This window comes from Denitrificimonas caeni, from assembly GCF_027498055.1.
Classification (GTDB): Bacteria; Pseudomonadota; Gammaproteobacteria; order Pseudomonadales; family Pseudomonadaceae; genus Denitrificimonas.
Genome location: NZ_CP114976.1, coordinates 2,602,677 through 2,627,056 on the forward strand (window position 1 = coordinate 2,602,677; position 24,380 = coordinate 2,627,056).

Consider the following 24,380-nt stretch of genomic DNA (forward strand, 5'->3'; position numbering starts at 1 on the left):
ATTGATTAAGGTAGCTGTCGTCGGTCCAAGGATCGCTTGGCTGATTACCGCTGGGGTTACTCATGCCTAGTCTCCTTTGAGCAAGCTATGGGGTTGTTGCTGCAACCAGCTGCTCAGCTCAGAAAAGTGATCAATGGCTAAAACGGGGTTTTCTTGCTGCAAAACGCTGAGCGGCTGCGCCCCATAACTTACCGCTACGCCGGCTACTTGGGCATTGTTGGCCATGCGCAAGTCAAAGGGTGAATCGCCCACCATAATGGCTTGCTCGGGACGGGCGGCGCAGTGCTGGAGGATTTCATGCAGCATTAAGGGATCAGGCTTGCTGCGGGTTTCATCGGCGCAGCGGGTAATTTCAAAGTAATCCACCATGTTGTGCCCGCTTAACACCCGATGCAGGCCGCGACGACTTTTACCTGTGGCCACCGCCAACTGATAACCGGCGCTACGGTAGTTTTCCAGCGCATCCAGCACACCCGGATAAAACGCTGAAGGCTGCTCTTCCAAACGAATGTATTCATCACTGTAGCTTTGAATAAAACGTTGTTTCAGCTGGGCATCGTCAGCCTCGGCATAGAGCACATCGTAGGCTTGCGGCATGGCCAGGCCGATAATGGCTTTAACCTCGTCATCGCTGCAGCGCGGCACGCCACAACTATCCGCAGCGGTGTGCATCGCCTCAACAATGCGCATAATCGAGTCCACTAAGGTGCCGTCCCAGTCAAAAATCAACAGTTGAAGCCTATTCACTTAAATCTCCTAAAATACTTTTAACCTCGGTCGCCGTGTCTCCGAGGGCTAGCAATGTGTAGCTAAATGCTGTGTCTGTGATCAATCCGATGGCGGCCGCATGCCAATGGTGGCGGTTAAAATACGCGGCTGGCCGTTGCGTAAAATATCTAGTTTAATTTTTGCACCCGGCTGCATGCGCGCCACTTGGTTCATCGAGGTGCGGCCATCCCGTGCGTCTTCTTCAGCGATTTTAAGAATCACATCACCGGGTTGTAAGCCCGCCGCCGCCGCGGGCCCATCACGGTACACGCCGGCCACCAAAATACCGGGGCTGTCGAGCAAGCCAAAAGATTCTGCCAGCTCTGGAGTCAGCGCCTGCACTTCTAAGCCTAACCAGCCGCGCACCACTTGGCCATGCTTAACAATGGAGCCCATAACATCCATGGCCAGCTTCACCGGAATGGCAAAACCAATGCCCTGCGAGCCGCCAGTGCGGGAAAATATGGCCGTATTGATACCCAGCAAATTACCCTGCGCATCCACTAAAGCACCGCCAGAATTACCGGGATTAATCGCCGCATCGGTTTGAATAAAGTCTTCGTAGGTATTGAGGCCCAACTGATTACGCCCAGTGGCGCTGATAATGCCCATGGTGACAGTCTGCCCCACGCCAAAGGGGTTACCAATGGCCAGCACCACATCACCGATGCGAATAGTGTCGGAGCGCCCCAAGGTAATGGCTGGGAGATTCGGTAAGTCTATTTTTAGCACGGCCAAGTCGGTTTCTGGATCACTGCCGATCACACGCGCTAAGGTTTCGCGGCCATCTTTAAGTGCGACAATGATTTGATCGGCACCAGCGATGACGTGATTGTTCGTCAGCAGGTAGCCTTCTTTGCTCATGATAACCGCAGAGCCCAAGCTGGATTCCATGCGTTTTTGTTGCGGCAAGTTATCGCCAAAGAAGCGCCGAAACGCTGGGTCGCTGTATAAAGGCTGGATGGGCTTGCTCACCACTTTGGCGGTATACAGGTTAGCCACCGCAGGCGAAGCTTTGCTAACTGCGCTAGCATAGGACGCCGGCCCAACGCCGTTGCTGGTATACAGCGGTGCTTGCTGTAAATTAAGCCCGGCATTGGGTAAACCAACCCATTGCGGGTAACGCTGGATCAAGATCAGCGCAACCAATAAACCCACCAATAGTGGCCAGCCATAATTTTTAAAAAGCTGCGGCATAGAACATTCCTGAAGCAATCACTCGGGTAAAAAGACAAGCATCTAACCAGCGGATGTGTTTATTACGATTCACAGCATTCTCTATTGTGTGTCTTGCTTTCGCCGCTGAGGCTGCATAGATTTTGCTAATAGTTCGCATTATAGAGTGCTCGCACAGATTAAAGCAGCGCCCATTCACATTAAGGAACACATTATGTCAGTTGCACGTCATCTTTTAATCCAAACTCTGGAAAACTTTTTAAATGTCAGCGCGATCAGTGACTATTGCCCGAACGGTTTGCAAGTGGAAGGCAAGGCGCAGATTAAGCGTATTGTCAGTGGTGTGACTGCCAGCCAAGCTTTGATTGATGCGGCCATTGAGCTTGAAGCCGACGCAATTTTAGTGCACCACGGTTATTTTTGGAAAGGTGAAGATCAGCGCGTGATTGGTATGAAGCAGCGCCGCATTAAAGCCTTGCTGGCCAATGATATTAATCTTTTGGCTTATCACCTGCCTTTGGATGTGCATCCTGAGGTGGGCAATAATGTGCAGCTTGCGCAGCGTTTGGGGCTGACGGTGACTGGGCCTTTAGAGCCGGATAATCCGCGCAATGTGGGTTTGCTGGGTGAGCTGGCAGTCCCGCTGTCTGCCGCTGAGTTTGCTGCGCGGATTGAGTCTGCGCTGGATCGCGCGCCTTTGGTCATTGATCATCAGCGCCCGATTCAACGAGTGGCTTGGTGTACCGGTGCGGCGCAAGGTTATATCGAGCACGCGATTGCGGCTGGGGCCGATGCTTTTATTACTGGTGAGGTCTCGGAGCGCACTTTCCATGAGGCGCAGGAGAATAACATCAGTTTCTTCGCCGCCGGCCACCACGCCACCGAACGCTACGGCGTACAAGCCCTAGGCGCATGGCTCGCCGAGCGCTTTGGCATCGAGCACCAGTATGTGGAGTGTGATAATCCAGTGTGATAGCTAGCTTGGTCTCTACCGCACCGTGCAAAGGCTCTGAGAGTGAGACTTACTCGGTAATGCAGACCATAAAGATGATCAATCAGTACTTCGCAGTTGGGGTGATGAGCGTAGCCATGGATGGCGCAGCGTCGGAGTTGAACCCTGGATGGGTTCATCGACGGAAAACACCAATTGCGAAGTACGATAAGCACATAACTCCCACCAAAAGGCCCAACTGCTAAGCACGGTAGACACATAACTGCCTTCCGCATGTCGCTAATATTTACAGACGCTCCCGCGCTTTACGATAAACCTCGTTGCGCTCACGCTTACCTACCGCCACCACTGTGATAACCAGCGTCTGATCCAAAACCTGATAGACCAAACGAAAACCTATGCTGCGTAACTTAATCTTGTAGCAATGCGGCATACCACTTAGCGCATCTTTTTTAACATGTGGATTTTTCAGTCGCTCTTTCAGCTTTAGAGCAAACTGCAGCTGAATAGGTTTGCTCAGCTTATCCCACTCTTTACGCGCCTGACGGCCAAAACCTAACTGGTACATTTTAGCTACTGATACTGCTGGCTTGCTGGATAAGGTCGTCAATATCAACCATCTCCACTGGATCGTCCTGCCGCTGCTTAACAAGCTGCGCCAAGTGCGCATCATCAATCAACTGCATCATTAGCTCGTACTGTGCTGGGGGTACAGCATAAAAAGCAGGCTCATTGCGGTTAAGAATAACCACAGTCTCCCCCAACCCACTGCGAATAATTCCCATGGGGTCTTTTTTTAGCTCAGTCACTGATGCTGATAAATCAGCCAATAAAGGTGTGAGTTGCACCATGTTCATTGCCCTCTAGTTAATTAAAGCTGTATAACTCTCAAGCAATATACACTCTAGAAAGGTCTTTTAAAAGCACCTTCTAAAGCACCATAGCAACTTCCCCTATGCGCATGCCGTACCGTGCAAAGGCTCTAAGAGTGAGACTTACTCGGTAATGCAGACCATAAAGATGATCAACCAGTGCTTCGCAGTTGGTGTGACTAGCGTAGCCATGGATGGCGCAGCGCCGGAGTTGAACCCCGGATGGGTTCATCGACGGATAAACACCAATTGCGAAGTACGGTAGACACATAACCATCCCCAGCATGTCGTTAACTTAGCAAACAGCTATGCGTATGCCGTACCGTGCAAAGGCTCTGAGAGTGAGACTTACTCGGTAATGCAGGCCATAAAGATGATCAACCAGTGCTTCGCAGTTGGGGTGACGAGCGTAGCCATGGATGGCGCAGCGCCGGAGTTGAACCCCGGACGGGTTCATCGACGGATAAACACCAATTGCGAAGTACGATAGACACATAACTCCCACCAAAAGGCCCAACTGATAAGCACGGTAAGCACATAACCATCCCCAGCATGTCGCTAACTTAGCAAACAGCTATGCGTATGCCGTACCGTGCAAAGGCTCTGAGAGTGAGACTTACTCGGTAATGCAGACCATAAAGATGATCAATCAGTGCTTCGCAGTTGGGGTGACGAGCGTAGCCATGGATGGCGCAGCGCCGGAGTTGAACCCCGGACGGGTTCATCGACGGATAAACACCAATTGCGAAGTACGATAGACACATAACTGCCCTACGCAGCACCTTAACCTAGCAAGCAACCATGCGTTACCGTTTATATATCTATGCCTTTTTGTTCTCAGCAGCGACTTCGTTAGAACCAATCGCCATGCTAAAGTGCTCCGCATCTTACTTAAAAACCCATAAGCACAATCAAAGCCACATCACTACAAAAGCGAGTACAGCATGGCCGATACACTGACCCATCTAAAACAACTCGAAGCCGAAAGCATTCATATCATTCGTGAAGTCGCTGCCGAATTCGACAACCCCGTCATGCTCTACTCCATCGGTAAAGACTCAGCAGTCATGCTGCATCTAGCGCGCAAAGCCTTTTATCCCGGCAAACTGCCATTTCCAGTGATGCACGTGGACACCCGCTGGAAATTCCAAGAGATGTACAGCTTCCGTGAAAAAATGGTCACCGAGTTTGAGTTAAATCTGCTGACCCACACCAACCCAGACGGCATAGAGCAAGACATCAACCCCTTTGTGCACGGCAGCGCCAAGCACACCGACATCATGAAAACCGAAGGTCTAAAGCAAGCCCTCGACAAGCATGGTTTTGATGCCGCCTTTGGTGGTGCGCGCCGCGATGAAGAAAAGTCCCGTGCTAAAGAGCGTGTGTATTCTTTCCGCGATAGCAAACACCGCTGGGATCCAAAAAATCAGCGTCCAGAGTTGTGGAATATCTACAACGGCAAGGTGAACAAAGGCGAATCCATCCGCGTGTTTCCGCTGTCGAACTGGACTGAACTGGATATTTGGCAATACATCTACTTGGAAGGCATTCCCATTGTGCCGCTGTATTTCGCTGCAGAGCGCGAGGTGATTGAGCGTGATGGTACGTTAATTATGATCGATGATGAGCGCATTCTTGAGCACCTCAGCGCTGAAGAAAAGTCGCGCATCCAGAAGAAAATGGTGCGTTTCCGTACCCTCGGCTGCTACCCGCTGACCGGTGCAGTGGAATCCACAGCGACCACACTGCCAGAGATCATCCAAGAGATGCTGCTCACCCGCACTTCAGAACGCCAAGGCCGTGTCATCGATCACGATGGTGCCGGCTCAATGGAAGAAAAGAAACGTCAAGGCTACTTTTAAGGAATCCGCATCATGAGTCATCAATCTGAACTAATCAGCCAGGATATCCTTGCCTATCTGGCTCAGCACGAACGCAAAGAACTGCTACGTTTCTTAACCTGCGGTAACGTCGACGACGGCAAAAGTACCTTAATTGGTCGCCTGCTGCACGACTCGAAAATGATTTACGAAGACCATCTAGAAGCCATCACCCGCGACTCGAAAAAAGTCGGCACCACCGGTGAAGAGGTTGATTTAGCGCTGCTGGTCGATGGCCTGCAAGCAGAGCGCGAGCAAGGCATCACCATTGATGTGGCCTACCGCTATTTCAGCACCACTAAGCGCAAGTTTATCATTGCCGATACCCCAGGCCACGAGCAGTACACGCGCAATATGGCCACCGGCGCTTCGACTTGTGATCTGGCGATTATTTTGGTCGATGCCCGCCACGGCGTGGAAAACCAAACCCGCCGCCACAGCTATATTGCGTCGCTGTTGGGTATTCGTCACTTAGTGGTGGCCATTAATAAAATGGACCTCAAAGACTACGACGAGCAGGTCTATAACGAGATTAAAGACGATTACCTCGCCTTTGCTAAGCAAATTAATCTGGATACCTCGTCCCTGCATTTTGTCCCCATGTCGGCGCTGAAAGGCGATAACGTGGTCAATCGCAGTGCACACACGCCTTGGTATGCGGGGCAAACCTTGATGGAGATTTTGGAAAGCGTCGATGTCAGCGGTGATCTTAACCATCGCGATATGCGTTTTCCGGTGCAGTATGTCAATCGACCGAACCTGAATTTCCGTGGCTTTGCCGGCACTTTAGCCTCGGGTTCGCTGCGTAAAGGCGATGCCATTACCGTGCTGCCATCCGGGCGCAGCAGTCAGGTCAAATCCATTGTCACCTTTGATGGCGAACTGGAACAGGCGATTGCCGGCCAAGCCATTACCCTAACCCTAGAAGATGAAATTGATATTTCCCGCGGCGATTTAATCGTTAGCGCGCAAGATACCCTGTGCAGCAGTGACCATTTTGACGCCATGTTGGTGTGGCTCGGCGAAGAGCCGCTGCTGCCCGGCAAACGTTATGATTTCAAACGTGCCACCAGCTATATTCCGGGCAACGTCTCGGCCATTGAGCACCAAGTGGATGTGAATACGCTGGCACACAATAGCGCCAGCAGCTTGCAGCTCAATGAAGTGGGCCGCGTTAAAATCAGCCTCGATGCGCCGCTCGCACTGGATGATTACCAAGCCAACCGCACCACCGGTGCTTTTATTGTGATTGATCGCCTGACCAACATCACTGTGGGCGCTGGGATGATTATTGCCCCTGATAGCGCCTCGGGCGGTAAGCGAGTGATTGCGAAAAGCCGTGTCAGCCGTGACGAGCGCACTTTGCGTCTGGGTCAGCAAGCGGTCACGGTATTGTTCAGTGGTTTATCTGGCGCGGGGAAAAGCACGCTGGCTTATGCGGTTGAGCGCAAGCTGTTTGATACCGGCCGCGCGGTGTATGTCTTAGATGGGCAAAACTTGCGTCACGATATCAATAAAGGTTTGCCGCTGAATCGTGCGGGACGCGCGGAAAACTGGCGTCGCGCGGCACAGGTGGCGCGTCAATTTAACGAAGCGGGCTTAATCACTCTGGCAGCTTTTGTTGCCCCAGATGCGGAAGGGCGTGAGCAAGCTCGAAGCTCGATCGGTAAAGAGCGCTTAATCACCGTGTATGTGCAAGCCTCACCGCAAGTCTGTCAAGAGCGTGACCCACAAGGTCTATATGCCGCGGGCGAAGACAATATTCCTGGTGAGTCCTTCCCCTACGATGTGCCGCAGGATGCGGATTTAACCATCAACACGCAAATCAGCACTGTCGAAGAAGGCGTCCAGCAGGTGCTGCAACTGCTGCGCGAGCGCGAATTTATCTAAGGCAAAATCGGCACGGCGGCGCAAACCCCGTGCCGAGCTGTGGACTGCCACGTCGCTACGCTCCTCGCAGAGACAGAATCAACAGAGCCGTCTCTGCGAGGCCTTTAGGCCGCGGCAGTCCATCCTAGCAATCACCAACACAAACCTTACTCACCTTACAAGTCGGCGCAATAATCCTGCTCTGCTACGGCTGGGGTGTACCAGACAAAATCTGCGCTTTTTGCCTCAATAACCTGATCGGCCTCGGCGAAAATAAGCACCCGTTGCGACAGCTCTGCAGTGTCTTGCAGATCAGCTAAATGCAGGGGCACTCCCAAGTCATAACGCACATGATAAGCACCGGCTAGCAAGATTGTGGGCTGCGCGGCGCTCAAGATAACTTGCGCCATACTGCGGTCGCGCTGCTGCTGAACCGCTAACATCGCCGGCAACTGCGCTTCTGGCAATTTATTGCAGTGTGCTTCACGGATATGCGCATGCAGACGCTCGGTTACCTCAGTGCCCGTGGACTGTAAGCCGGTTAAAACAGGCGGATCACGGTAAATGCTCATTAACGCCGTGCGGTCTAAATTCCCCGCCAGCAATGGGTAAGGCTGCGCCAAGATATAGCTCACCAAGTCACCATACTGCTGCCAATCCCAGCCTTTATACCACTCTAAAGCCTGCGGCAAGTCCTTCGGTATCTCACCCGTGCGCACCTGCTTTTGCACCGCGCTAACAGTGGGCTGCTGATTCACCGTTAACATTTCCAGCACCACACTGCCCTGCGCACGTTGCCCGCCGAGCGCCTGCAACAACCACAACTGCAAAGCATGGTGGTCGGGGTTGTCATGTTTCTCCCCCAGTAAAACCACAGGCGCGGCGGCTAATTCAGTCAGTAACTGCGCTGGGCTAATCTGTGCGCCAGTGCGCAAGTCGATAATCTGCCCAACCCGCTTATGCTCACGCTCGCGCGGACTCTGCCACTCAGGTAACGCAGGTGCTAACGCAGCATCTTGCGCTACTGCAGTGACTGGCGGCTTGCCAACCACCTGACAGCCCGCCAACACACCCAGCAACAACACAGCAATCCAGTTCATAACCAACCTCAAAACAGTTCATTTAGCACCAGCCACAAGCAACAATCAGCGGGCAATAATCAGCGGATGATCACGCTCTGGATGCTTCTGCACCAACACTTCTAAGCCAAACACCTCTTGCAAGATATCGGCGCGCAATACCTCTGTTGGCGTCCCCGCAGAAAACACTTTGCCTTGATTGAGCAACAACAAGTCATCGCAATAACGCGCGGCTAAATTTAAATCATGCACAATCACCAGCACTGCTCCGCCTTGCTCAGCAAAGCGCCGCACGGCCTGCAAAATACTGTGCTGATGCAAGGGGTCCAACATTGAGGTGGGTTCATCCAATAATAAAACCTGCCCTGCGCCACCAGGCCACAACTGCGCCAGCACCCGCGCCAAATGCACACGCTGACGCTCACCACCGGACAACTGCAAATAACTGCGGCCCAATAAATGCTCGCTATCAGCCGCGACCAAGGCTGCTTGCACTATCTGCCTATCCATTTGCCGCCCAGTGTCATAGGGCAAACGCCCCATGGCGACCACCTCTTCCACCCGAAAACCAAAGTTCAGGGTTGATTGCTGCGGCAATACCGCCAAGTACTGCGCGCGCTGCTGATCGGGCCAATCCAGTAAAGCACGGCCATTAAGCGCAATGGCACCGGCGGCAATGGGCAACTCGCCACACAAAGCCGCTAATAAGGTACTTTTTCCGGCACCGTTAGCTCCCAGCACACCGGTCACCCGTCCTGCCTGCAGCTCCACATCCACCTCACGCAAAATCGCACAAGGACCACGCCGCACCTCTATTTGCCGAGCCTGTAACATTAAAACCCACTCCTAAACTGCAGAAAAACACACGCCGCTGCGCAGCTAAAAACTAACTACTGGCGCTCAAAAACGGCTTTTCAGCAGCAAATATAAAAAGAACGGCGCACCAATTAAGGCCGTGACAATCCCAATCGGCATCTCAGCCGGTGCCAGCACTAAACGGGCGGCCAGATCAGCAAAGAGCAATAAGCTCGCCCCGGCTAAAGCTGCCGCTGGTAATAACACCCGATGATCCGGCCCCACTGCCAAGCGCAACACATGGGGCACCACTAAGCCGACAAAACCAATCATGCCTGCCGCAGCCACTGCCGCACCGACCCCCAGCGCGGTACAAAACACCAGTTCACCCTTGAGTTTCTCCACGGAAAAACCCAAGTGCCGCGCCTCTGACTCACCCAGCAACAAAGCATTTAAAGCTTTAGCACGGCGGGGTAACCACAACGCCACGGCACAGGTAATCAATAACAGTGGCCATAAACGCGCATAACTGGCGCCATTTAAACTGCCCAAGTTCCAGAACGTTAGGGTGCGCAAGGTGGCGTCATCGGCTAAATAGGTGAACAAGCCAATCGCCGCACCGGCTAAAGCCGTCAAAGCAATACCGGCTAATAACATAGTGGCCACATGGGTTTGACCGTCACGCCGACCTAAGCGGTAAACCAGCGCGGTCACTCCTAAACCACCGGTAAAAGCACATATGGATAAGATATACGGACTCAAAGCATCGGGAATACCGCCCAACATGGCCCCACCGACAATCGCCACCGCCGCGCCCAGTGCTGCGCCACTGGAAACGCCAATTAACCCCGGATCAGCCAGCGGATTACGGAACAAACCCTGCATCGCCACACCAGTTAACGCCAGCACCGCACCAACGGCCAAACCGAGCAGCGCGCGCGGCAAGCGAATTTGGCTGACAATTAATTGGGCTTGCTCTAATGCTGGGGTGCTGTCCACGCGAAAGCCCAGATTGCGCCCTAGCACTTTCGCCAAATTGTCCAGACTGATACTCACCGGCCCAAGCGCCAATGACAGCGCCACAGCAACGAGCAACAGCATGCCCAGCAGGACAAATAACCTGTAATTGTTATTCAACATCAAACATATTCAACTTTTAAGTAGACCAACCCAACACACAGCAATGCGCCAACGCACTGCAAACCTATCCAGCCCAGCAGCTCAGGTTAATTTTGCCGCGCCAGCTGGTTGGACAATTGCGGATAAAACAGCGCCATAAGCTGCGCCACTTGCTCAGGAATACGCGGCCCTAACCCACCCACTAATAAGGTGGGATCAATGGCCAGTACGCGTTTCTGTTGTACCGCTGCAGTATGCCGCAAAGCAGGCGCACTCGACAGCATAGCCTCTAATGCTTGCAGCCCCTGACTGTGGCGATCAGCCACAATAATCACTTGTGGATTTAAGGCCAGCAGCGACTCCGTGGATAAGGCTTTAAAACCTTCGTGCACAGCTAAGTTTTCACCGCCGGCCTGTTTAATTAACCAATCACCCACGGTGCCAGTGCCTGCTGCCAGCGGATTGCCCTGCCCAGCAGAAAACACCAAAAGCACCCGCGGTGCGGCGCTGTGTATGGCGGTTAACTGCTGTTGCTGCACGGCCATGGCCTGCATAAAGTCTTGCAAAGCCTGTTCTGCTTGCTGCTGATGCCCAGTTAATTCACCCATGCGCCGGACACTGCTGCGTAACGCCTGAAGATCTGTGGCCACCGCCAACGTTTCAATGTGCACACCGGAGGCGCGCAATTGCTCCAGCACCGTTGGCGGCCCCATCTCTTCACTGCCAAATAAAATTTGCGGCTGCAAAGTTAACACGCCCTCGGCAGCTAACTGGCGTTGATAGCCAATACTGGGCAGCTCTTGCAAAGCCGCGGGATGCAAGCTGGTGGTGTCCACTCCGACCAATTGCGCCTGACCACCCATGGCCACTAACCATTCAGAAATCGAGCCGCCGGCACTGATCACCCGCTCCACCTGCGCTGGCGCTGTAGCTACAACGTCGCTGGATGCGGCAGTGCGCGGCTCATCTGCCCAAGCCAAGCCTTGCGCCAGCATGAGCAGGGTAAAAAACTTAATCTGCTTGATCACCTTGTGCCTCCATTAAAATTTGAGTGTCATCAATGCCTAAGGTTTGCAGCAAAGCTAACAGCTGCAAAAACTTCTCCAGTGGTGCGTGCCGATGCAAGGCCAAATCCACAGCCTGCGGCGGCTTGGCTTGTAACGCGTCCTGCAAGTGCTGAAAGTCAGCTTGCGGCTGGCCAGCAAAACGCCAAACACCTTGCTCATCCAGACGTATCACCATGCGCTCCGCCGGCGCCTGACTGACTGCGGACAACCCTGCGCTACTCTTGGGTAAATCCAGCGGCAGCTCCAATAACGGCTGCTGCGCGGTCAGTAAAAAGAACACCAGCACAATAAAAATCACGTCCAACAAGGGCGTCAGATCCGGCAGCAAACTGGCGCTTGGCACAGCCCTGTGCGGCAAACCAATCATGCCGCCTCCCATTGCAGGCTGGCTTGCTCTGACGCGCTGTCGAGCAAGCCCAGATCCAAGCCGTTAAAGGCTAGATGGCAACGGTTGAGCAAAATCTGCACCCGCTCCAAATAGCGCTCAGCCCAGAAACTAAAGCCCTGCCCCGCCGCCAGCGCAGGAATGGCAATCACTAAACCCCAAACAGTGGTGTACAAGGCTTGCCATAAGCCATCGGCCAATAAAGCCGGCGTCACTGGGCTGTTTTGTTCGGCAATTCCGGCAAACATAGTCACCATGCCCAACACCGTACCCAGCAAGCCCAGCATTGGCGCAAGCACTCCAACCATTTGCAAAACCCGCAAATGCCGGTTCAAACGGCAGCGTTCTTCTTGCAGCCAGCAGCCCAAAACTTCTTCACGTTGCGCTGCGGCCAAGCTGGCATGGCGCTCCAGCAACGCCAAACCGTAGCGCCAGCCTTTCGGGCGCTTATGGCAAGGCTGCTGGGTGCATGTCAAACACACTGCGGCACTGTCAGTCAGGGTTTTTTGACTGATGGGTTGCAGCTGTAAAAACACACTCAAGCGTTCAAATACCAGCGCTAGCGCTAGCAATGAACACAAAGCGAGGGGCCAACCCAGCGGCCCCATACTGATAAACCAGGCAGGCATGCTAGTCCTCCAGCAAAGTTAACGCAGGAAAGCTCTCAGCCAGCGCGCGCCAGTTTTCACACTCGGCCAGCCCTGGTTTACGCACGCCATACAACTGCACCACTAAGTTGCCCTGCGCATCGTACGCCTCCCAACTGGTGATTACGCCGTCCGTGGTGGGTTTGCGCACCCGCCATAACTGGGTAACTGCATTGGCTTTTAAATGCATGCTGAACTCAGGATCAAGCACATTGAACCAATCCCCGACCCAGCGCAGGTTGGTCACTGTGCCGCTGTGAATCTGTACACAGTGGTCATTGCCAACAAACACCATAATGGCTAACTGCTGATCTGCCGCTTGAGCAAATAACTGTGGCAAGGCGGCTGTGGATAAACGCTCTGCCCATTCGGCACCGGCCAGACGCAAAGCTTGCGTACGGGTGGTGTGCATTTTTTTCAGCAAGGCAAAAAAGTGGTGGGTATCTTTTAATCGCGCCCAACGCGCCCTTAGGCTATCCACATCAATTTCGCTGTCAGCCAACTCCGCAGGCTTTTCTGCAGCCGGCTCCAGGGCCAGTTCGGTCACTTGCTCAGGTGCCGCAAAGCGCGTCAACAATGCCGCCCACGCAGTTAAGTCGCTGTTATCTGTGAGGTACACCTTGTGCACGGCAACCCCTTGTCGATCAAAAAACTGCAGGCTGCGCTGCGTGCCGCGCTGGCCTTCTTCGGTCAAGGCAAAGGCGCTGTGCCAACCACTTAAAAACAAACGCAAATCAATATCTGCGGAAACCACAATGCCCATTTTGCCGTTGGCCATAACCGTGGTGTCACGGTAAAAACCATGGCGTTCATGAACACAATGCTCATTGCGGGTCAGCACCATCACTTCACCTAAGCTCAATAAAGCCGGCAGCAACTCTGACCAATCTGGGCGCAATAACAGTGCGTCCTCGCCCACTCGGCAAGCCAATAACTCTGCTTCACTCACGGATAAATGCTGCGCAGCGTTACGCGCTCTTAAGCGGGGCTGCTCGTTACCAAAATCGCGGAAAGCCTCGTACTTTGAGTGCGAGGATGGATAGCTAGGGCGGCGTAAGCAGCCCCTAATAGGTTGTTCAAGTCTTTGCAATATAGGTTGGTACTGGTATTATATACAGCATGATAAAGCACACCAAAACATTAAAAGTTCGCATTCGAGATAAGCACCGACCACTGCTAAACAGCATGGCTCGAAGTGTCAATTTCGTCTGGAACTTTGTCAATGAATTAAGCCAGCGCTCGATTAAAGAGCGTGGTGTGTTTTTGTCTGCCTATGATGTTCAGAAATATACCAATGGCGCAGGTAAGGACTTAGGGCTACACAGCCAAACAGTGCAGCGTATTGCAGCTGAGTATGTCACGCGCCGCAAACAGTTTAATAAGGCGCGGTTGAATTGGCGCAAATCGGGTGGTGTCAGGCGTTCACTTGGCTGGATTCCCGTTAATACGGCTGCGGCACAGTGGAAAAATGGTCAGGTCTACCACAACGGCCACTACTTCAACGTGTGGGACAGTTTTGGCTTGAGCCAATACAAGTTTCGCTCTGCCAGTTTTAACGAAGATGCCCGTGGCCGCTGGTATTTTAATGTGGTGGTTGATGTGCAGGCTGAAATCCCAGCAGGTCAAGACCGTATCGGTATTGATCTTGGCTTAACCGACACCGCCACCTGCTCGGACGGCACAAAGCTGGAGGCGGGTCGCTTCTATCGGGGTCTTGAGGAAAAATTAGCCATAGCACAACGGGCGAGAAATAAAACCCAAGTCAAAACCATTCACGCCAAGATTGCTAACCGTAGAAAAGATACGCTGCACAAGTTCAGTCGCACGTTGGTCAACCGCTGCGGCGAAATCTATGTCGGCAATGTCAGTAGTTTAAAACTCGTTAAAACCAAGATGGCCAAGTCAGTGTTGGACGCTGGCTGGGGTCAATTAAAAACAATGTTGGACTATAAGTGCGCTCACGCAGGCATTGTTTTTAAGGAAGTCAACGAGGCATACACCACCCAAACCTGTTCGAGTTGTGGCAGTTTGCCCGAATCGAGGCCGAGAGGTATCGCAGGGCTTGGAATAAGAGAATGGACGTGCAGTGCGTGTGGTGTCACGCACAGCGACCGCGATGTAAACGCGGCCAAGAACATTCTCGCGGTCGGGCATGGCCGTCTAGCTGTAGGAATCCCCGCCCTTTAGGTCGGGGAGGATGTCAATTAGCTAAGACTGTACCTGAGTAGGCTCAATCAAGCTTACTCTCAACTCGGCAATGGGCTGCATTATTAAGCATGCAGCCCATCCAAGGAAAGCTAAGGAGTAAAACGTGCTTGATGTGCCCAATATCACTTTTTTTGCCTTAGGCGGGACTGTTTCAGCCCATCACCCTGACCGCTTAGAACTCTGTGACTATCGCTCAGGGTATTACCGTGCGACGGACTTTCTCGAAGCGCTTCCTGAGCTGACCACTGTGGCCAATATTGATTGGGTACAGCTGCACAACGTCACCAGCACTGCCATTGATACTGCGCACTGGTTCGACTTAAAAGAACGCATTGAGCAATGCCTGCTGCAACAAGATGCGGTGGTGATTAGCCAAGGCACCAACACCTTGGAAGAAACTGCTTACTTTTTGCACCTGACCTTAAACACCAGCAAGCCTGTGATTATTACCGGGGCGCAAAAACCTTTCTCAGCCCTTGGCAGTGATGCCTATTTTAATTTGCTCAATAGCTTTCAGGTGGCAGCCTGCCCGCAAGCTGCTGGGCAAGGGGTGCTGGTGGTGATGAATAACAAAATCTACTCAGCGCAAGATGTGAGTAAAACCCACACCTATCATGTAGAAAGTTTCCAAGCCGCCAACACCGGGCCAGTGGGCCGCATTGAAGCCAACCATCAGGTTCACTTTATGCACAGCTCACTCTCTGCGCATACGCTAAACAGCCCGTTTCGGACGGTCACAACCCCTGCGCGCATACCCTATGTGCCGATTATCTATTCCCACGCGGGGGCTGACCATCAGCTGTTAGAAGCCTTATTGGCGCAGACACAATTGGATGGTGTGGTGATTGCAGGCACTGGGGCGGGACGTTGTTCGCCTGCGGAGGAGCAAGCCGTGGCCAAAATCCGTGCTCGTGGGATTCCCGTGGTCATGAGCTCACGGGTGGGCGCTGGTGCGGTGCTGCCAATTGAATGTTACCGCGACTTGGATTTACTGACTTTGGGTGATTTACCCCCGCAAAAAGCTCGAATCTGGTTGTTATTACACCTGCTCAGCCAAGCGCAAGCCGCTTAAACTTGCGCTTGAGTTTGGCGTAAACCGCGCACGCAGTTGCTGAGAGTACGCGGTTTTTTTGTTAAAGCATAAGTCTGCAGAAACTGCCGCCTAGTCAATAATTTGCCACTGACCGGAGGTGTTCTTTTGCAAAGGCACTGCTTCGACCGTGGTGGCTGATTTACCAGCGGCCGAGATTTTGGCCTCAACGTCACACACATAGATATCGTCTTCTGCGGGCTTACAATCTTTCACTGAGATAATTTCAATTTCCGGCATAATGCCCGCCAGCATTTTTTGTACATCTGCCCCTAAACTGTCATCAATCAGGGCTTTTTGCTCGGCGAGCGCGGTATCAAAAGCCTTACGCACATCCGATTCTGAAGGCCCACTCCCACACGCAGTCAGAGCTGCTGTGAGTGCCAATCCGAGGCCCAGTTTCGCTACATTTTTTACTGCGTTCATACGTGCTCCTTGTGTGGCACCCCATGTGCCGTTTTGGTAAAGCTATCAATACGCGGTAGTGCGTTGTGTGTATAGCTTTGCTGTGTTTTATTCACAACTGCTGTTGGCCAGCTCTGCTGCCGCTTGGACAAAAAAATCATCAATCTGCGCGATATCTTGTGAGCTGTAAATGCGCCCGCCGGTCAGTTCTGCTGCGCAACTGGATAGCCCATTACCGCTGACATCCACCACATTTATTTTTAATCGAGGCTGCTGCTGTGCAATTTGCCTGCTCAGGGCGCACACGTTTTCTCCGCAACCATCTTCCCCATCAATAAATAAAATAATAATGGCTTCTTTATCCACGCCATCCACACGGGCGGCTGCGTGTCTTAAGCTGGCGGCTAAAGGTGTGCCTTGGTCAGCCGGTGTATCCATCAGTGTTGCCATTAATTCTGGGCGTTGCTTGGCAGTAAACACCCCGTGATCAACCAAGGCTGCGCAGCCATTAAAGGTCACCAAGCGCGTATCAATATCAGGGTGCAAGTTACTGAGCATTTGCCCATAAGCCTGCTTGGCGACATCTTCGCGAGTTGGCGCACTAAAAATTCGTGTTTGCCGCGCAAAATCAATTTCGCTCTCAACTTGGCGGCCAAACCACCACTCTTCATCGGCCGCTGTAGCATTAATATTGAGGTTCATCGAACCTGAGGTATCAAAGACTGTGACAAAGTCAGGCACTGCTTGGTTTTCCTTGGCACTGCAGGCGTAGCGCGTCAAACCACTGCTATTGCCTGCAGAGGCGACGGCCTCATTGCTAAAGAGCGGCGCTTTACTCTGCCACAACCACCCAGCTAAAAGCGCCGCAGCCAACAGCAATAACAATAAAATCAGCCACGGCCAGAGGCGACGTTTTTTAAGCGCAGCAGTAGTCGCCGCAGGTGCAATGGGTGCTACTGGTGTTTTGGGAGCCACAGCGGGCTTTTCCACAATATAGCGGTGCCAGCCAACGATGACTGGCTGATTATCAACGCTATAGACTTTAGTGAAGTCGGTGTCGCGCATAATCCAGCGGATGGCATTGGCACTCTCATGGTCCTGTTCGCCGTCGAGGTGCTCGGCAAACGCCAGGAGCGACTGCTTGCGTTGCTCAAGAAGCGTAAGAAACTGGGCTTTTTGCTCAGCCTCTAAGTCTGCCAAGGCAATGGCTTGCCCGCCTAAGGGTGTCCACCATTCCATATGCCCATCGCTGCCTTCGCGCAGGGTGGCAAACATATTAGCCAAGTGTGGCGGACAGGCGCGATTGAGTTCGCTATTAACCTTTCTAGCACTGCTATTAAGCGTTGCAAAGAGCACATCAGTGCGGACAATTCGTTGCATAACGGTCACGCCACTCAATAAAAAAAGCGGCAAACACTGAGGATTGCCGCGTTATTGGAACTGGGGTTAATACCCCAAGCTCAATTCTAAATGGCTGATTTTACGCTGTAACTCAACCAACTGTTGCTGCTTAGCGCTGATCACATCGGGATCATTACTGTTGCTCTGCTGTAAGCTTTTGGCTTGCCGCTCCAGCTCAGTAATCTTCTGCAAGATGTCTTGCTTGCCGGCATATTTCTTTTTCAGCTGGCTGAGCAAGTTATCCAGATTACTTTGCAACTTGGCCATATCTTGCTGCTGGCCAACTAAGTCTTGCCGCACGGCTTTGCGCTGCGCGTCAATATCGGCGTACACCGCGCGAAATAACTCATTTTGCGCCCGTGCATCGAGCACGTTCTGTTCGCCTTGTTGGACTTGACGCTGATAGCCACCGCCAACATCGCAATTGAGTTTTTCGAGCATGCTCGGGTCTGTTTTAGTGGAGTCGCACTGCACCTGACTTGCACAACCACTGAGCAAGGCCAAGCTAAACAGACAACCACGCAGAACTAACTTGTTCATCGTCTTATCCTAAAGTAATGGCTGAACGCTGGTTGTATAAACCATCGATTTCAGATTCCAGTAAGGCCACTTTTTGATTCATCCGATTGATTTCTTTATCCATCAGATCAACTTTATTACCCGCCCCTTCAGCACGCTCTTGCTCTGCAGCTTTGGCATACTCTGCCGCCTTACTTTTCATGTTGGCTAAGTCTTTATTGAGCAAAGCAATGTTGCTGTCCACAGTCGCGAGGTCTTTATTGGCTTTGGCGATATCCAGGCGCTTGCTGGCCATATCCCGTTTGATTTGCGCTAGGGTGGCTTTATCATCGGCCATCACACGCTGGGCAACTTCGGTGCGCTGCACTACACGATCCGTGTCTTCTTGAATATCTTGGGTCATGGCTGCTAAGCGCTGCGTCGTATCTGAGTATTTGGAGCGGCGGTCATCAAGGTAATAGTTGGCGCCCATGGCCACACCACACGCAGCTACCCCCGCAGCTACGGCGCATACCGCTTTATTGCTTGAATTGGACGCCAAGCACGCTAAAACACCAGCGCCAGCCGCTACAGCACAAGCTTGATAGCCGGACTTACTAAAAAACTTAGCCGACTCAGTGTTGGTTAAGCGTGGATCAGCAGAGTTATTGCTACCGAGCATGCCGCTGCCCGTATTGGCGCAACCGCTCAACAAAATAGCCCCAGTCATCACTAAACTGAGCAGCGTGGTGTGATTAAACAATTTTGTCTTGTGCATGGAATCGTTCCTTGGATGTGTTTTTAACGAACTGCTTTGCAGTTATTAAGCCATTGGCTGGTTTTTATTTGTTGGGTGTTGAAGTAAAACTGTTGGTTCTCCCAGTGCGTGTCCAGGTAGGGCTTGAGCTCTTTGAGTCTTTTATTGCGCTCAATCAGCTCGTTCATCACAGGCACTTGCGCCTTGATCGCAGGCTGCCCATAGAGGTTGGCTGCATCAATCAGACTGCTGGCATAATAGCTGCCCAGTTTTTCTAAGCGTTCTTGCTGTTCAATCAGCTTGGCTTTACGCGCTGGACAGGTACTGGCAGGTTCTTCGTTCATACAGCTCATGCTGTAATTGTTTTCCAGAAACTCCAGATACTGGCCATCATCGAGCATTTTCGTACACAAGAAGGCCCCCAGATTCAGGCTGGCACGAATGGCTTGATTACGCGCCTCTTCTTGCTGCTGATTGCTGGCCCGCAGCTGGTTTTCAATGTCTTTGAGTTGCTCTTTCAGTGCCTTGTCTTCAACAGCGGCAGCAATTTTAACCAGCTCTGAGGTGGTGTTTTCACTGCCATCCAGCGCACTGCCACTGCCCAGCTGTTTCCAGCTTTCGCCAATATTGGCTACGCGTTCGCGGGAGGTGAGAATCGGTGCCGTCAGCACTAAACGAAAACCAGTGGCCTTATTGCTTTGCTCGCCCGTCTCTGAGTAATAGGCTTCTTCACGGCGATTGGTGCTGGTAATGGCATCTTGCTGGCTGAGAAAGTTACCGCCGCGGACAATATAGCCACCGGCTTGCCCGTGGTTGCGGTCGAGTTTATTAAGGCGAAAGGATTCAAACATCATTTCTGAGGCATTGCCCAGCATATCGTGCAGGCCCAACGGGTTAGCCTGTAATAAACCACTGAGTTGCAGCTTGCCATTGGCCGATTGCGCGCCAGCAAACCACTCGTAGTTATTCATCCCCTCCGGCATGGGGTAACGGTTATCACGAAAGTCGGCGCTGGCCACTTCTAGACCACCGCGCGCAGCAAACTCCCATTCCACTTCAGTGGGCAGGCGCACAAAACCCATCACGCCGTCTTCTTTAGGCAGTGCGTTCGCGGCATGTTCACGCAACCAAAGGTTGTACTGATCAGCGATGCCCATGGCGCTCATCCAGCTCATATCGACGGCGGGTAACCGCAGTTTATTCGAGGGTTTGACGCACTCACCAGCTTGTAGCGCACTGGACTGCAACTGGCTCACTTCATATTTGCCAATTAAGTAATAACGCGATTGTTGGTTTTTTTCGGAAAAGCTACCGGCAATAAAAGCCGGCCGGGTGTGCTCAACATAGCCCCACTCCTCGCTGTCTTGCCCTAAGCGAATCGCGTGGTCATCCATGGGGTTGCTCGAGGGAATAAACACTTGGCGAAAGGCCATGGCACCGCCACAGGGCATCGGTAAAATCACATCATCCGCTAAAGGCGCTGGATTGTAATATTTCTCATTCCAAGTGATTTCTGCTTGCGCCAATGATGCCAGGGACAATGCCGCAGTCAGTGCAGTTAAGTTCAGCCAAGATTTATAGTTCACGTAAACTCTCCGCAGGTTCAATTCCAATAGCGCGTAATGCACCAATACACGACACAACCACAGCAATCAGTAAAGCAAAGACTAAGGCGTACACAGCGTGCATAAAGCTGATTTCACAGCTGAAGTTACTGGTGCTTTGGTTACCGACTAATAACTGATTGAATAATTCACTGGCAATGGCGTACAAGCCCAGCCCAACAATGTAGGCCAAGACGGTAATCACCAAGGCTTGGATAATCACATACATTGCCACGGCAATATGGGTAAAGCCCAACAGCCTAAGCACAGCCAGATCTTTGCGCTTGCGGTCTATATTGGCTAAAAAAGCCCCCACTAAAGAAGCCACACAACCCACTAATGCGGTAATGGCAATCACGGCAAAAATCAGGGTCAGCACGCGATTAATGGCTTTAACACTGTCAATTTCGGCCAAGCGACTGCTGCTTTCAATGCGCTGCTGCGCCAGCCAATCACTCAAGGGAGCCACATCATCGACGCTGTGTGCATAGAGCCGCACTTTAGAGAAAGTAAGCGGTTGCTGGTGGCGCTCAATCCCGGTTGTTAAACCAAACTCAGGCAGTTTAACCCCGTCTCGAAACTGCTCTAAAGCCACCAATAGCGGTAAGTTCACAAAGGCTGCAGGGCGTGAGAAACGTGCGGCATCCAACACCGCAACCACCTCTAACTCCAGCTCGCCACGTTCATTGACTTGATCCAGCTTGCGCAAGGCACGCATCCGCACGCGATCGCCGGCTTTAGCATTTAAACGCTGGGCAGCACTGTGGCTTAAAATTGTTTGCCCTGCCTGCAGATCACTCATGGCTGTATTTAACAGGGGATCATTGGCGGCGGTCGGCACAATTTCTGCGTTTTCGACAAAATTGCGATTATCAACAATCAAGTCGGCTTGCGTGTTCAGTGAGCGCGTTTGGCCAATGGCAAAACCGACACCGGGCCGCTGTTGCAATTGTTCAATCCAGTCCGCGCTATAATTGCCGCTGGCGAGCATTTTAATTTCAAGGTTGCGCGGATCGCTGAGCAGCTCTGCTTGCAGCTGATTGACCACACCGTGCTTTAAGCCAAACAACAATAGCAACGGCGCAATCACCGCAACCAAGGACGCCGCAATACAAAAAGACACCTTGCGGTCATGCCAAAGGTCAAAAACCGCAAGGCGCAGTAATAGCGAAAAACTAATGGTTGGCGAGCGCAAAAGTCGTCACTCCTGGCTCACTGTGAGCTTGCAAAATCGGTAAATTAAATTCTTGCACCAGCGCCCAGTCATGGGACACCACCAAGGCGCTGAGCTGCAAAGCACTGACCATTTCTAGAAACACATCAAATAAACGTCTGGCACTGTGCGGATCCAATGCCGCTGTAGGCTCATCAGCCAAGAGTAACTGTGGCTCATGGGCAATGGCGCGCAAACACGCCACCCGCTGACGCTCACCAATGGATAACGCTTGCGGTAACTTATTCAAAAGATGCTCAAGCCTAAGGGTGGCGATGGCCTGCTGCAAACGCTCACTGTCTGCTGGCAAGCCTAAAATCCGCCGGGATAACTGAATGTTATCGCGCACATTGAGATAGGGTAATAAGCCACCGCTTTGCAACACAAAGCCCAAACGTTGGGCACGAATACGCGCCAGCTGGGTTTCATTTTGCTTAAGCTGCAGCTCGACAATATCAATCGAGGGCTGCCCCAACTGAAAGATATCCACCTGCTGCGGTTTTAGCAGTAAACCCAGTGCTTCGAGCAAAGTGCTTTTTCCGCAACCACTTTCCCCGGTCACCGCCAGCACTTGACCAGCGGCGAGTTCAAGCTGCGGTAAGTGCACACTGTGTTGCTGACTGCCGCTCCCTCGGGTTATTTTCAATCCCTGCACACTAAGCATTTAAGGCATCATCTCCAGCGGTACTGGGTACACATCTTCACGGGCATCAGCAGTTGCCGTAAGTTTTACCCAGCGATCAACATCGGCGTTGTAGCGCTGGTAGTGGCGCAGCTTGGTGCTGACATTGCGAATAAACTTCTCTTGGGCTAAACCATCCCAGCCTTTCCAAGTTTCTTCATCAAGATTAAGCACTTCACTTTGGTAAGGTAAGTCTTCTAAGTACTCCCCCATCACTCCCAGCTCAGCCAGCTTGGTGCTGTCTTTTTGTTGCAACTGGTTGGGGTCGGTGCCCATGGTGGCTGCCACTGAACGCAAGCGGTTGAACATTTCTGACGGGGAAATTAAACCTTCATTGGCCGCATTTAGGATCTCGCGCATAATGTCACTGAGGTCGCTCAGCTGAGCTTTGGTCAGTAATACCCGCACATCTGTGGTGGGGATATTCTGCTTCACCAAGTCGCGGTCACTGACCCAAGCATTAAACTCAGACGGTGCGGTCGCGCCGGTTTTACTGCCTAAGTATTTCAGCTCCATGGCGTGACCAATCAACTGAGCATCTTTGAGCAACTGCTCTTCTTCTGCAGTTTGTGCATAGGTTGCGCTGCCCACCGCCTCATCACCCAAGTACGCTGCTTTGACTTGGTTGGTAATCGCATTCGCTAAAGCATCCACTTTGCGGCCAAACTGATTCACATCACCGGCATCAACCGAGTAATACAGCGAAGTATTGGTGCCACTGTAGGTTGACAGGGTTTGATACTGGTTTTGCGCACGGGCGTGGTCATGTTTACCCTGCGGCGTTTTCAAGTGCAGTGTGTAAATGGCCACGCCGGGTTTACTGGCTTCAATGCGCACCTGCTCTGCACCTAAGCCGGTGGAGCTTAAAACATCATCGCCTTCCATCGCACTGGCATCGGTAATCAAGACGATATAGCGCGCGCCAAACTCATTCCAGTTGACGTTATCCAGCGCATGCATCACCCCTGCATAGGGGTCTTCATACCAATATGCTGTTGAGACTTTAGCTTGATTGAGGTCTTTGATTTTATTTAAGAAGTCATCGCCACTTTGTACATCGTTAGGATCGACATACATCTTGGTTAGATACTCCAAGCCCGGGCGGTCTTTCAAGCTGCTGCGAAATGAGATCAATCCAAACTTAACTTGTTTGCCTAGATTTTCCGCTTCAACCCGCTGATAAATATCTTTCACCGCCTGACGGGTACGCTCAATGTAGGGTTGCATGGAGATGGTGGAGTCAATCACAAACACCACCGCCGCACTAAACTCTTTGAGCTGCTTGCTGGTATCTGCTGCGCTCAAATCGTTGCTGCTATCTTTTTCTGTGACTGAGGCAACATTGAGCACGCGGGTGCGAAAGCCTTCCTCGGTCATCACCTCTTCGCCACTTAAAATGGGGAGAAGGTAAAACTCCTTTTGAATATCGACAAAGAGTGCCGGCTCTTGCGCCAGCACATTGTCTGCAGTTTGCTTGGCTTGCAAGGCTGCGCGCAATGGCTCAACGGCACTGGCTGGGTCTTCGCTATCTAAAATATCTTCTAAGCTTTGCCGGTCTTTAAAAAACAACAAAGGATCACGGTTCGCCGGATTGGTAAAGGCTAAGGTGAGCTGCATTTTCCAATCCACTACGCAGTTAGCAGGTAACCAGCCAACGGTATTGCCATAGCTGTCTGGGCCAACTTTTAGCCACTCGCTGCCACTGCTGTTATCTCGCTCATAAACATAAAAACGACTAAAGGTCGCCTGTTCAGTGCCCTGCAGCTGCCCCATTTGCTTGGCCAAGGTACAGCCCGGCTGAGTTAAGACGCGCTGATACAGTGTTTTTTTGCCTTCTTGCAACAGGGGTTTATCTGCGGCTAAGACCGCGGTGCTGAATGTCAGCACCGTCAGTGCGCTAACAGCCATACGGG

Annotated in this window: 24 protein-coding genes; 5 read left to right on the plus strand and 19 right to left on the minus strand. The window is 52.2% G+C overall.

The genetic code is table 11. The features are described from left to right. Positions 1-66: 66 nt before the first annotated feature. Together O6P33_RS12125 and algW are read right to left on the minus strand one after the other, a co-directional pair. Complete coding sequence (locus O6P33_RS12125) at positions 67-747, minus strand: HAD-IA family hydrolase (protein WP_269818032.1); 681 nt, start codon at positions 745-747, stop codon at positions 67-69. 81 nt (positions 748-828) lie between these two features. After that, on the minus strand, positions 829-1,965 hold the full coding sequence (gene algW, locus O6P33_RS12130; RefSeq protein WP_269818033.1) for a Do family serine endopeptidase AlgW: 1,137 nt from the start codon (positions 1,963-1,965) through the stop codon (positions 829-831). A gap of 193 nt (positions 1,966-2,158) precedes the next feature. Here algW and O6P33_RS12135 point away from each other — a divergent pair, with 193 nt between their 5' ends. Next, positions 2,159-2,917, plus strand: a complete 759-nt coding sequence (locus O6P33_RS12135) for a Nif3-like dinuclear metal center hexameric protein (RefSeq protein ID WP_269818034.1) — start codon at positions 2,159-2,161, stop codon at positions 2,915-2,917. Positions 2,918-3,182: 265 nt separating this feature from the next. Here O6P33_RS12135 and O6P33_RS12140 read toward each other — a convergent pair whose 3' ends face one another. Then, positions 3,183-3,464 carry a type II toxin-antitoxin system RelE family toxin gene (locus O6P33_RS12140; RefSeq protein ID WP_269818035.1) on the minus strand — a complete coding sequence of 94 codons (282 nt, stop codon included), beginning with the start codon at positions 3,462-3,464 and terminating at the stop codon, positions 3,183-3,185. Position 3,465: 1 nt separating this feature from the next. After that, entirely contained in the window at positions 3,466-3,753 is a 288-nt protein-coding gene (locus O6P33_RS12145) for a type II toxin-antitoxin system Phd/YefM family antitoxin (RefSeq protein WP_269818036.1), read from the minus strand. Between the two features lie 959 nt (positions 3,754-4,712). Between O6P33_RS12145 and cysD the strand changes: the two genes are divergently transcribed. After that, positions 4,713-5,630: a sulfate adenylyltransferase subunit CysD gene (gene cysD, locus O6P33_RS12150; protein WP_269818037.1), complete on the plus strand. Its 918-nt coding sequence runs from the start codon at positions 4,713-4,715 to the stop codon at positions 5,628-5,630. Between the two features lie 12 nt (positions 5,631-5,642). Beyond that, positions 5,643-7,538 (plus strand): sulfate adenylyltransferase subunit CysN, encoded by a 1,896-nt coding sequence (gene cysN, locus O6P33_RS12155; RefSeq protein WP_269818038.1) that lies wholly within the window; start codon positions 5,643-5,645, stop codon positions 7,536-7,538. Between the two features lie 155 nt (positions 7,539-7,693). On the opposite strand, the gene O6P33_RS12160 is transcribed toward cysN, so the two are convergent. From O6P33_RS12160 to O6P33_RS12190, 7 genes are all read right to left on the minus strand, one after another. Then, positions 7,694-8,617: a ChaN family lipoprotein gene (locus O6P33_RS12160; protein ID WP_269818039.1), complete on the minus strand. Its 924-nt coding sequence runs from the start codon at positions 8,615-8,617 to the stop codon at positions 7,694-7,696. Between the two features lie 45 nt (positions 8,618-8,662). Continuing rightward, positions 8,663-9,430, minus strand: a complete 768-nt coding sequence (locus O6P33_RS12165; protein WP_269818040.1) for a heme ABC transporter ATP-binding protein — start codon at positions 9,428-9,430, stop codon at positions 8,663-8,665. 66 nt (positions 9,431-9,496) lie between these two features. Beyond that, entirely contained in the window at positions 9,497-10,531 is a 1,035-nt protein-coding gene (locus O6P33_RS12170; protein ID WP_269818041.1) for a FecCD family ABC transporter permease, read from the minus strand. Positions 10,532-10,617: 86 nt separating this feature from the next. After that, complete coding sequence (locus tag O6P33_RS12175) at positions 10,618-11,538, minus strand: heme/hemin ABC transporter substrate-binding protein (protein ID WP_269818042.1); 921 nt, start codon at positions 11,536-11,538, stop codon at positions 10,618-10,620. Continuing rightward, positions 11,522-11,944, minus strand: a complete 423-nt coding sequence (locus tag O6P33_RS12180) for a biopolymer transporter ExbD (RefSeq protein WP_269818043.1) — start codon at positions 11,942-11,944, stop codon at positions 11,522-11,524. The genes O6P33_RS12175 and O6P33_RS12180 overlap by 17 nt, the downstream gene beginning before the upstream one ends. Beyond that, complete coding sequence (locus O6P33_RS12185; protein WP_269818044.1) at positions 11,941-12,591, minus strand: MotA/TolQ/ExbB proton channel family protein; 651 nt, start codon at positions 12,589-12,591, stop codon at positions 11,941-11,943. Before O6P33_RS12185 ends, O6P33_RS12180 begins: the two co-directional genes overlap by 4 nt. 1 nt (position 12,592) lies before the next feature. Then, on the minus strand, positions 12,593-13,678 hold the full coding sequence (locus O6P33_RS12190; protein WP_269819530.1) for a hemin-degrading factor: 1,086 nt from the start codon (positions 13,676-13,678) through the stop codon (positions 12,593-12,595). Between the two features lie 50 nt (positions 13,679-13,728). Here O6P33_RS12190 and O6P33_RS12195 point away from each other — a divergent pair, with 50 nt between their 5' ends. Then, positions 13,729-14,796 carry an RNA-guided endonuclease InsQ/TnpB family protein gene (locus O6P33_RS12195; protein WP_269818045.1) on the plus strand — a complete coding sequence of 356 codons (1,068 nt, stop codon included), beginning with the start codon at positions 13,729-13,731 and terminating at the stop codon, positions 14,794-14,796. A 124-nt stretch (positions 14,797-14,920) separates the two neighbouring features. After that, entirely contained in the window at positions 14,921-15,889 is a 969-nt protein-coding gene (locus O6P33_RS12200) for an asparaginase (protein WP_269818046.1), read from the plus strand. A 90-nt stretch (positions 15,890-15,979) separates the two neighbouring features. On the opposite strand, the gene O6P33_RS12205 is transcribed toward O6P33_RS12200, so the two are convergent. The 8 genes from O6P33_RS12205 to O6P33_RS12240 all read right to left on the minus strand — a co-directional run bounded on the left by O6P33_RS12205 (position 15,980) and on the right by O6P33_RS12240 (position 24,375). Next, on the minus strand, positions 15,980-16,333 hold the full coding sequence (locus O6P33_RS12205) for a hypothetical protein (protein WP_269818047.1): 354 nt from the start codon (positions 16,331-16,333) through the stop codon (positions 15,980-15,982). 87 nt (positions 16,334-16,420) lie between these two features. Then, positions 16,421-17,692 (minus strand): hypothetical protein, encoded by a 1,272-nt coding sequence (locus tag O6P33_RS12210; RefSeq protein WP_269818048.1) that lies wholly within the window; start codon positions 17,690-17,692, stop codon positions 16,421-16,423. Between the two features lie 66 nt (positions 17,693-17,758). Next, entirely contained in the window at positions 17,759-18,253 is a 495-nt protein-coding gene (locus O6P33_RS12215) for a hypothetical protein (RefSeq protein WP_269818049.1), read from the minus strand. Between the two features lie 4 nt (positions 18,254-18,257). Continuing rightward, on the minus strand, positions 18,258-18,989 hold the full coding sequence (locus O6P33_RS12220) for a hypothetical protein (RefSeq protein WP_269818050.1): 732 nt from the start codon (positions 18,987-18,989) through the stop codon (positions 18,258-18,260). A gap of 23 nt (positions 18,990-19,012) precedes the next feature. Continuing rightward, the gene (locus tag O6P33_RS12225) at positions 19,013-20,554 is read right to left on the minus strand and encodes an SUMF1/EgtB/PvdO family nonheme iron enzyme (RefSeq protein ID WP_420094945.1); all 1,542 of its coding nucleotides are present in this window, start codon (positions 20,552-20,554) and stop codon (positions 19,013-19,015) included. Further along, the gene (locus O6P33_RS12230) at positions 20,544-21,767 is read right to left on the minus strand and encodes an ABC transporter permease (RefSeq protein WP_269818051.1); all 1,224 of its coding nucleotides are present in this window, start codon (positions 21,765-21,767) and stop codon (positions 20,544-20,546) included. The genes O6P33_RS12225 and O6P33_RS12230 overlap by 11 nt, the downstream gene beginning before the upstream one ends. Continuing rightward, positions 21,748-22,449 carry an ABC transporter ATP-binding protein gene (locus tag O6P33_RS12235; protein ID WP_269818052.1) on the minus strand — a complete coding sequence of 234 codons (702 nt, stop codon included), beginning with the start codon at positions 22,447-22,449 and terminating at the stop codon, positions 21,748-21,750. The genes O6P33_RS12230 and O6P33_RS12235 overlap by 20 nt, the downstream gene beginning before the upstream one ends. After that, entirely contained in the window at positions 22,450-24,375 is a 1,926-nt protein-coding gene (locus tag O6P33_RS12240; protein ID WP_269819532.1) for a vWA domain-containing protein, read from the minus strand. It abuts the gene before it with no gap. Positions 24,376-24,380 lie beyond the last annotated feature (5 nt).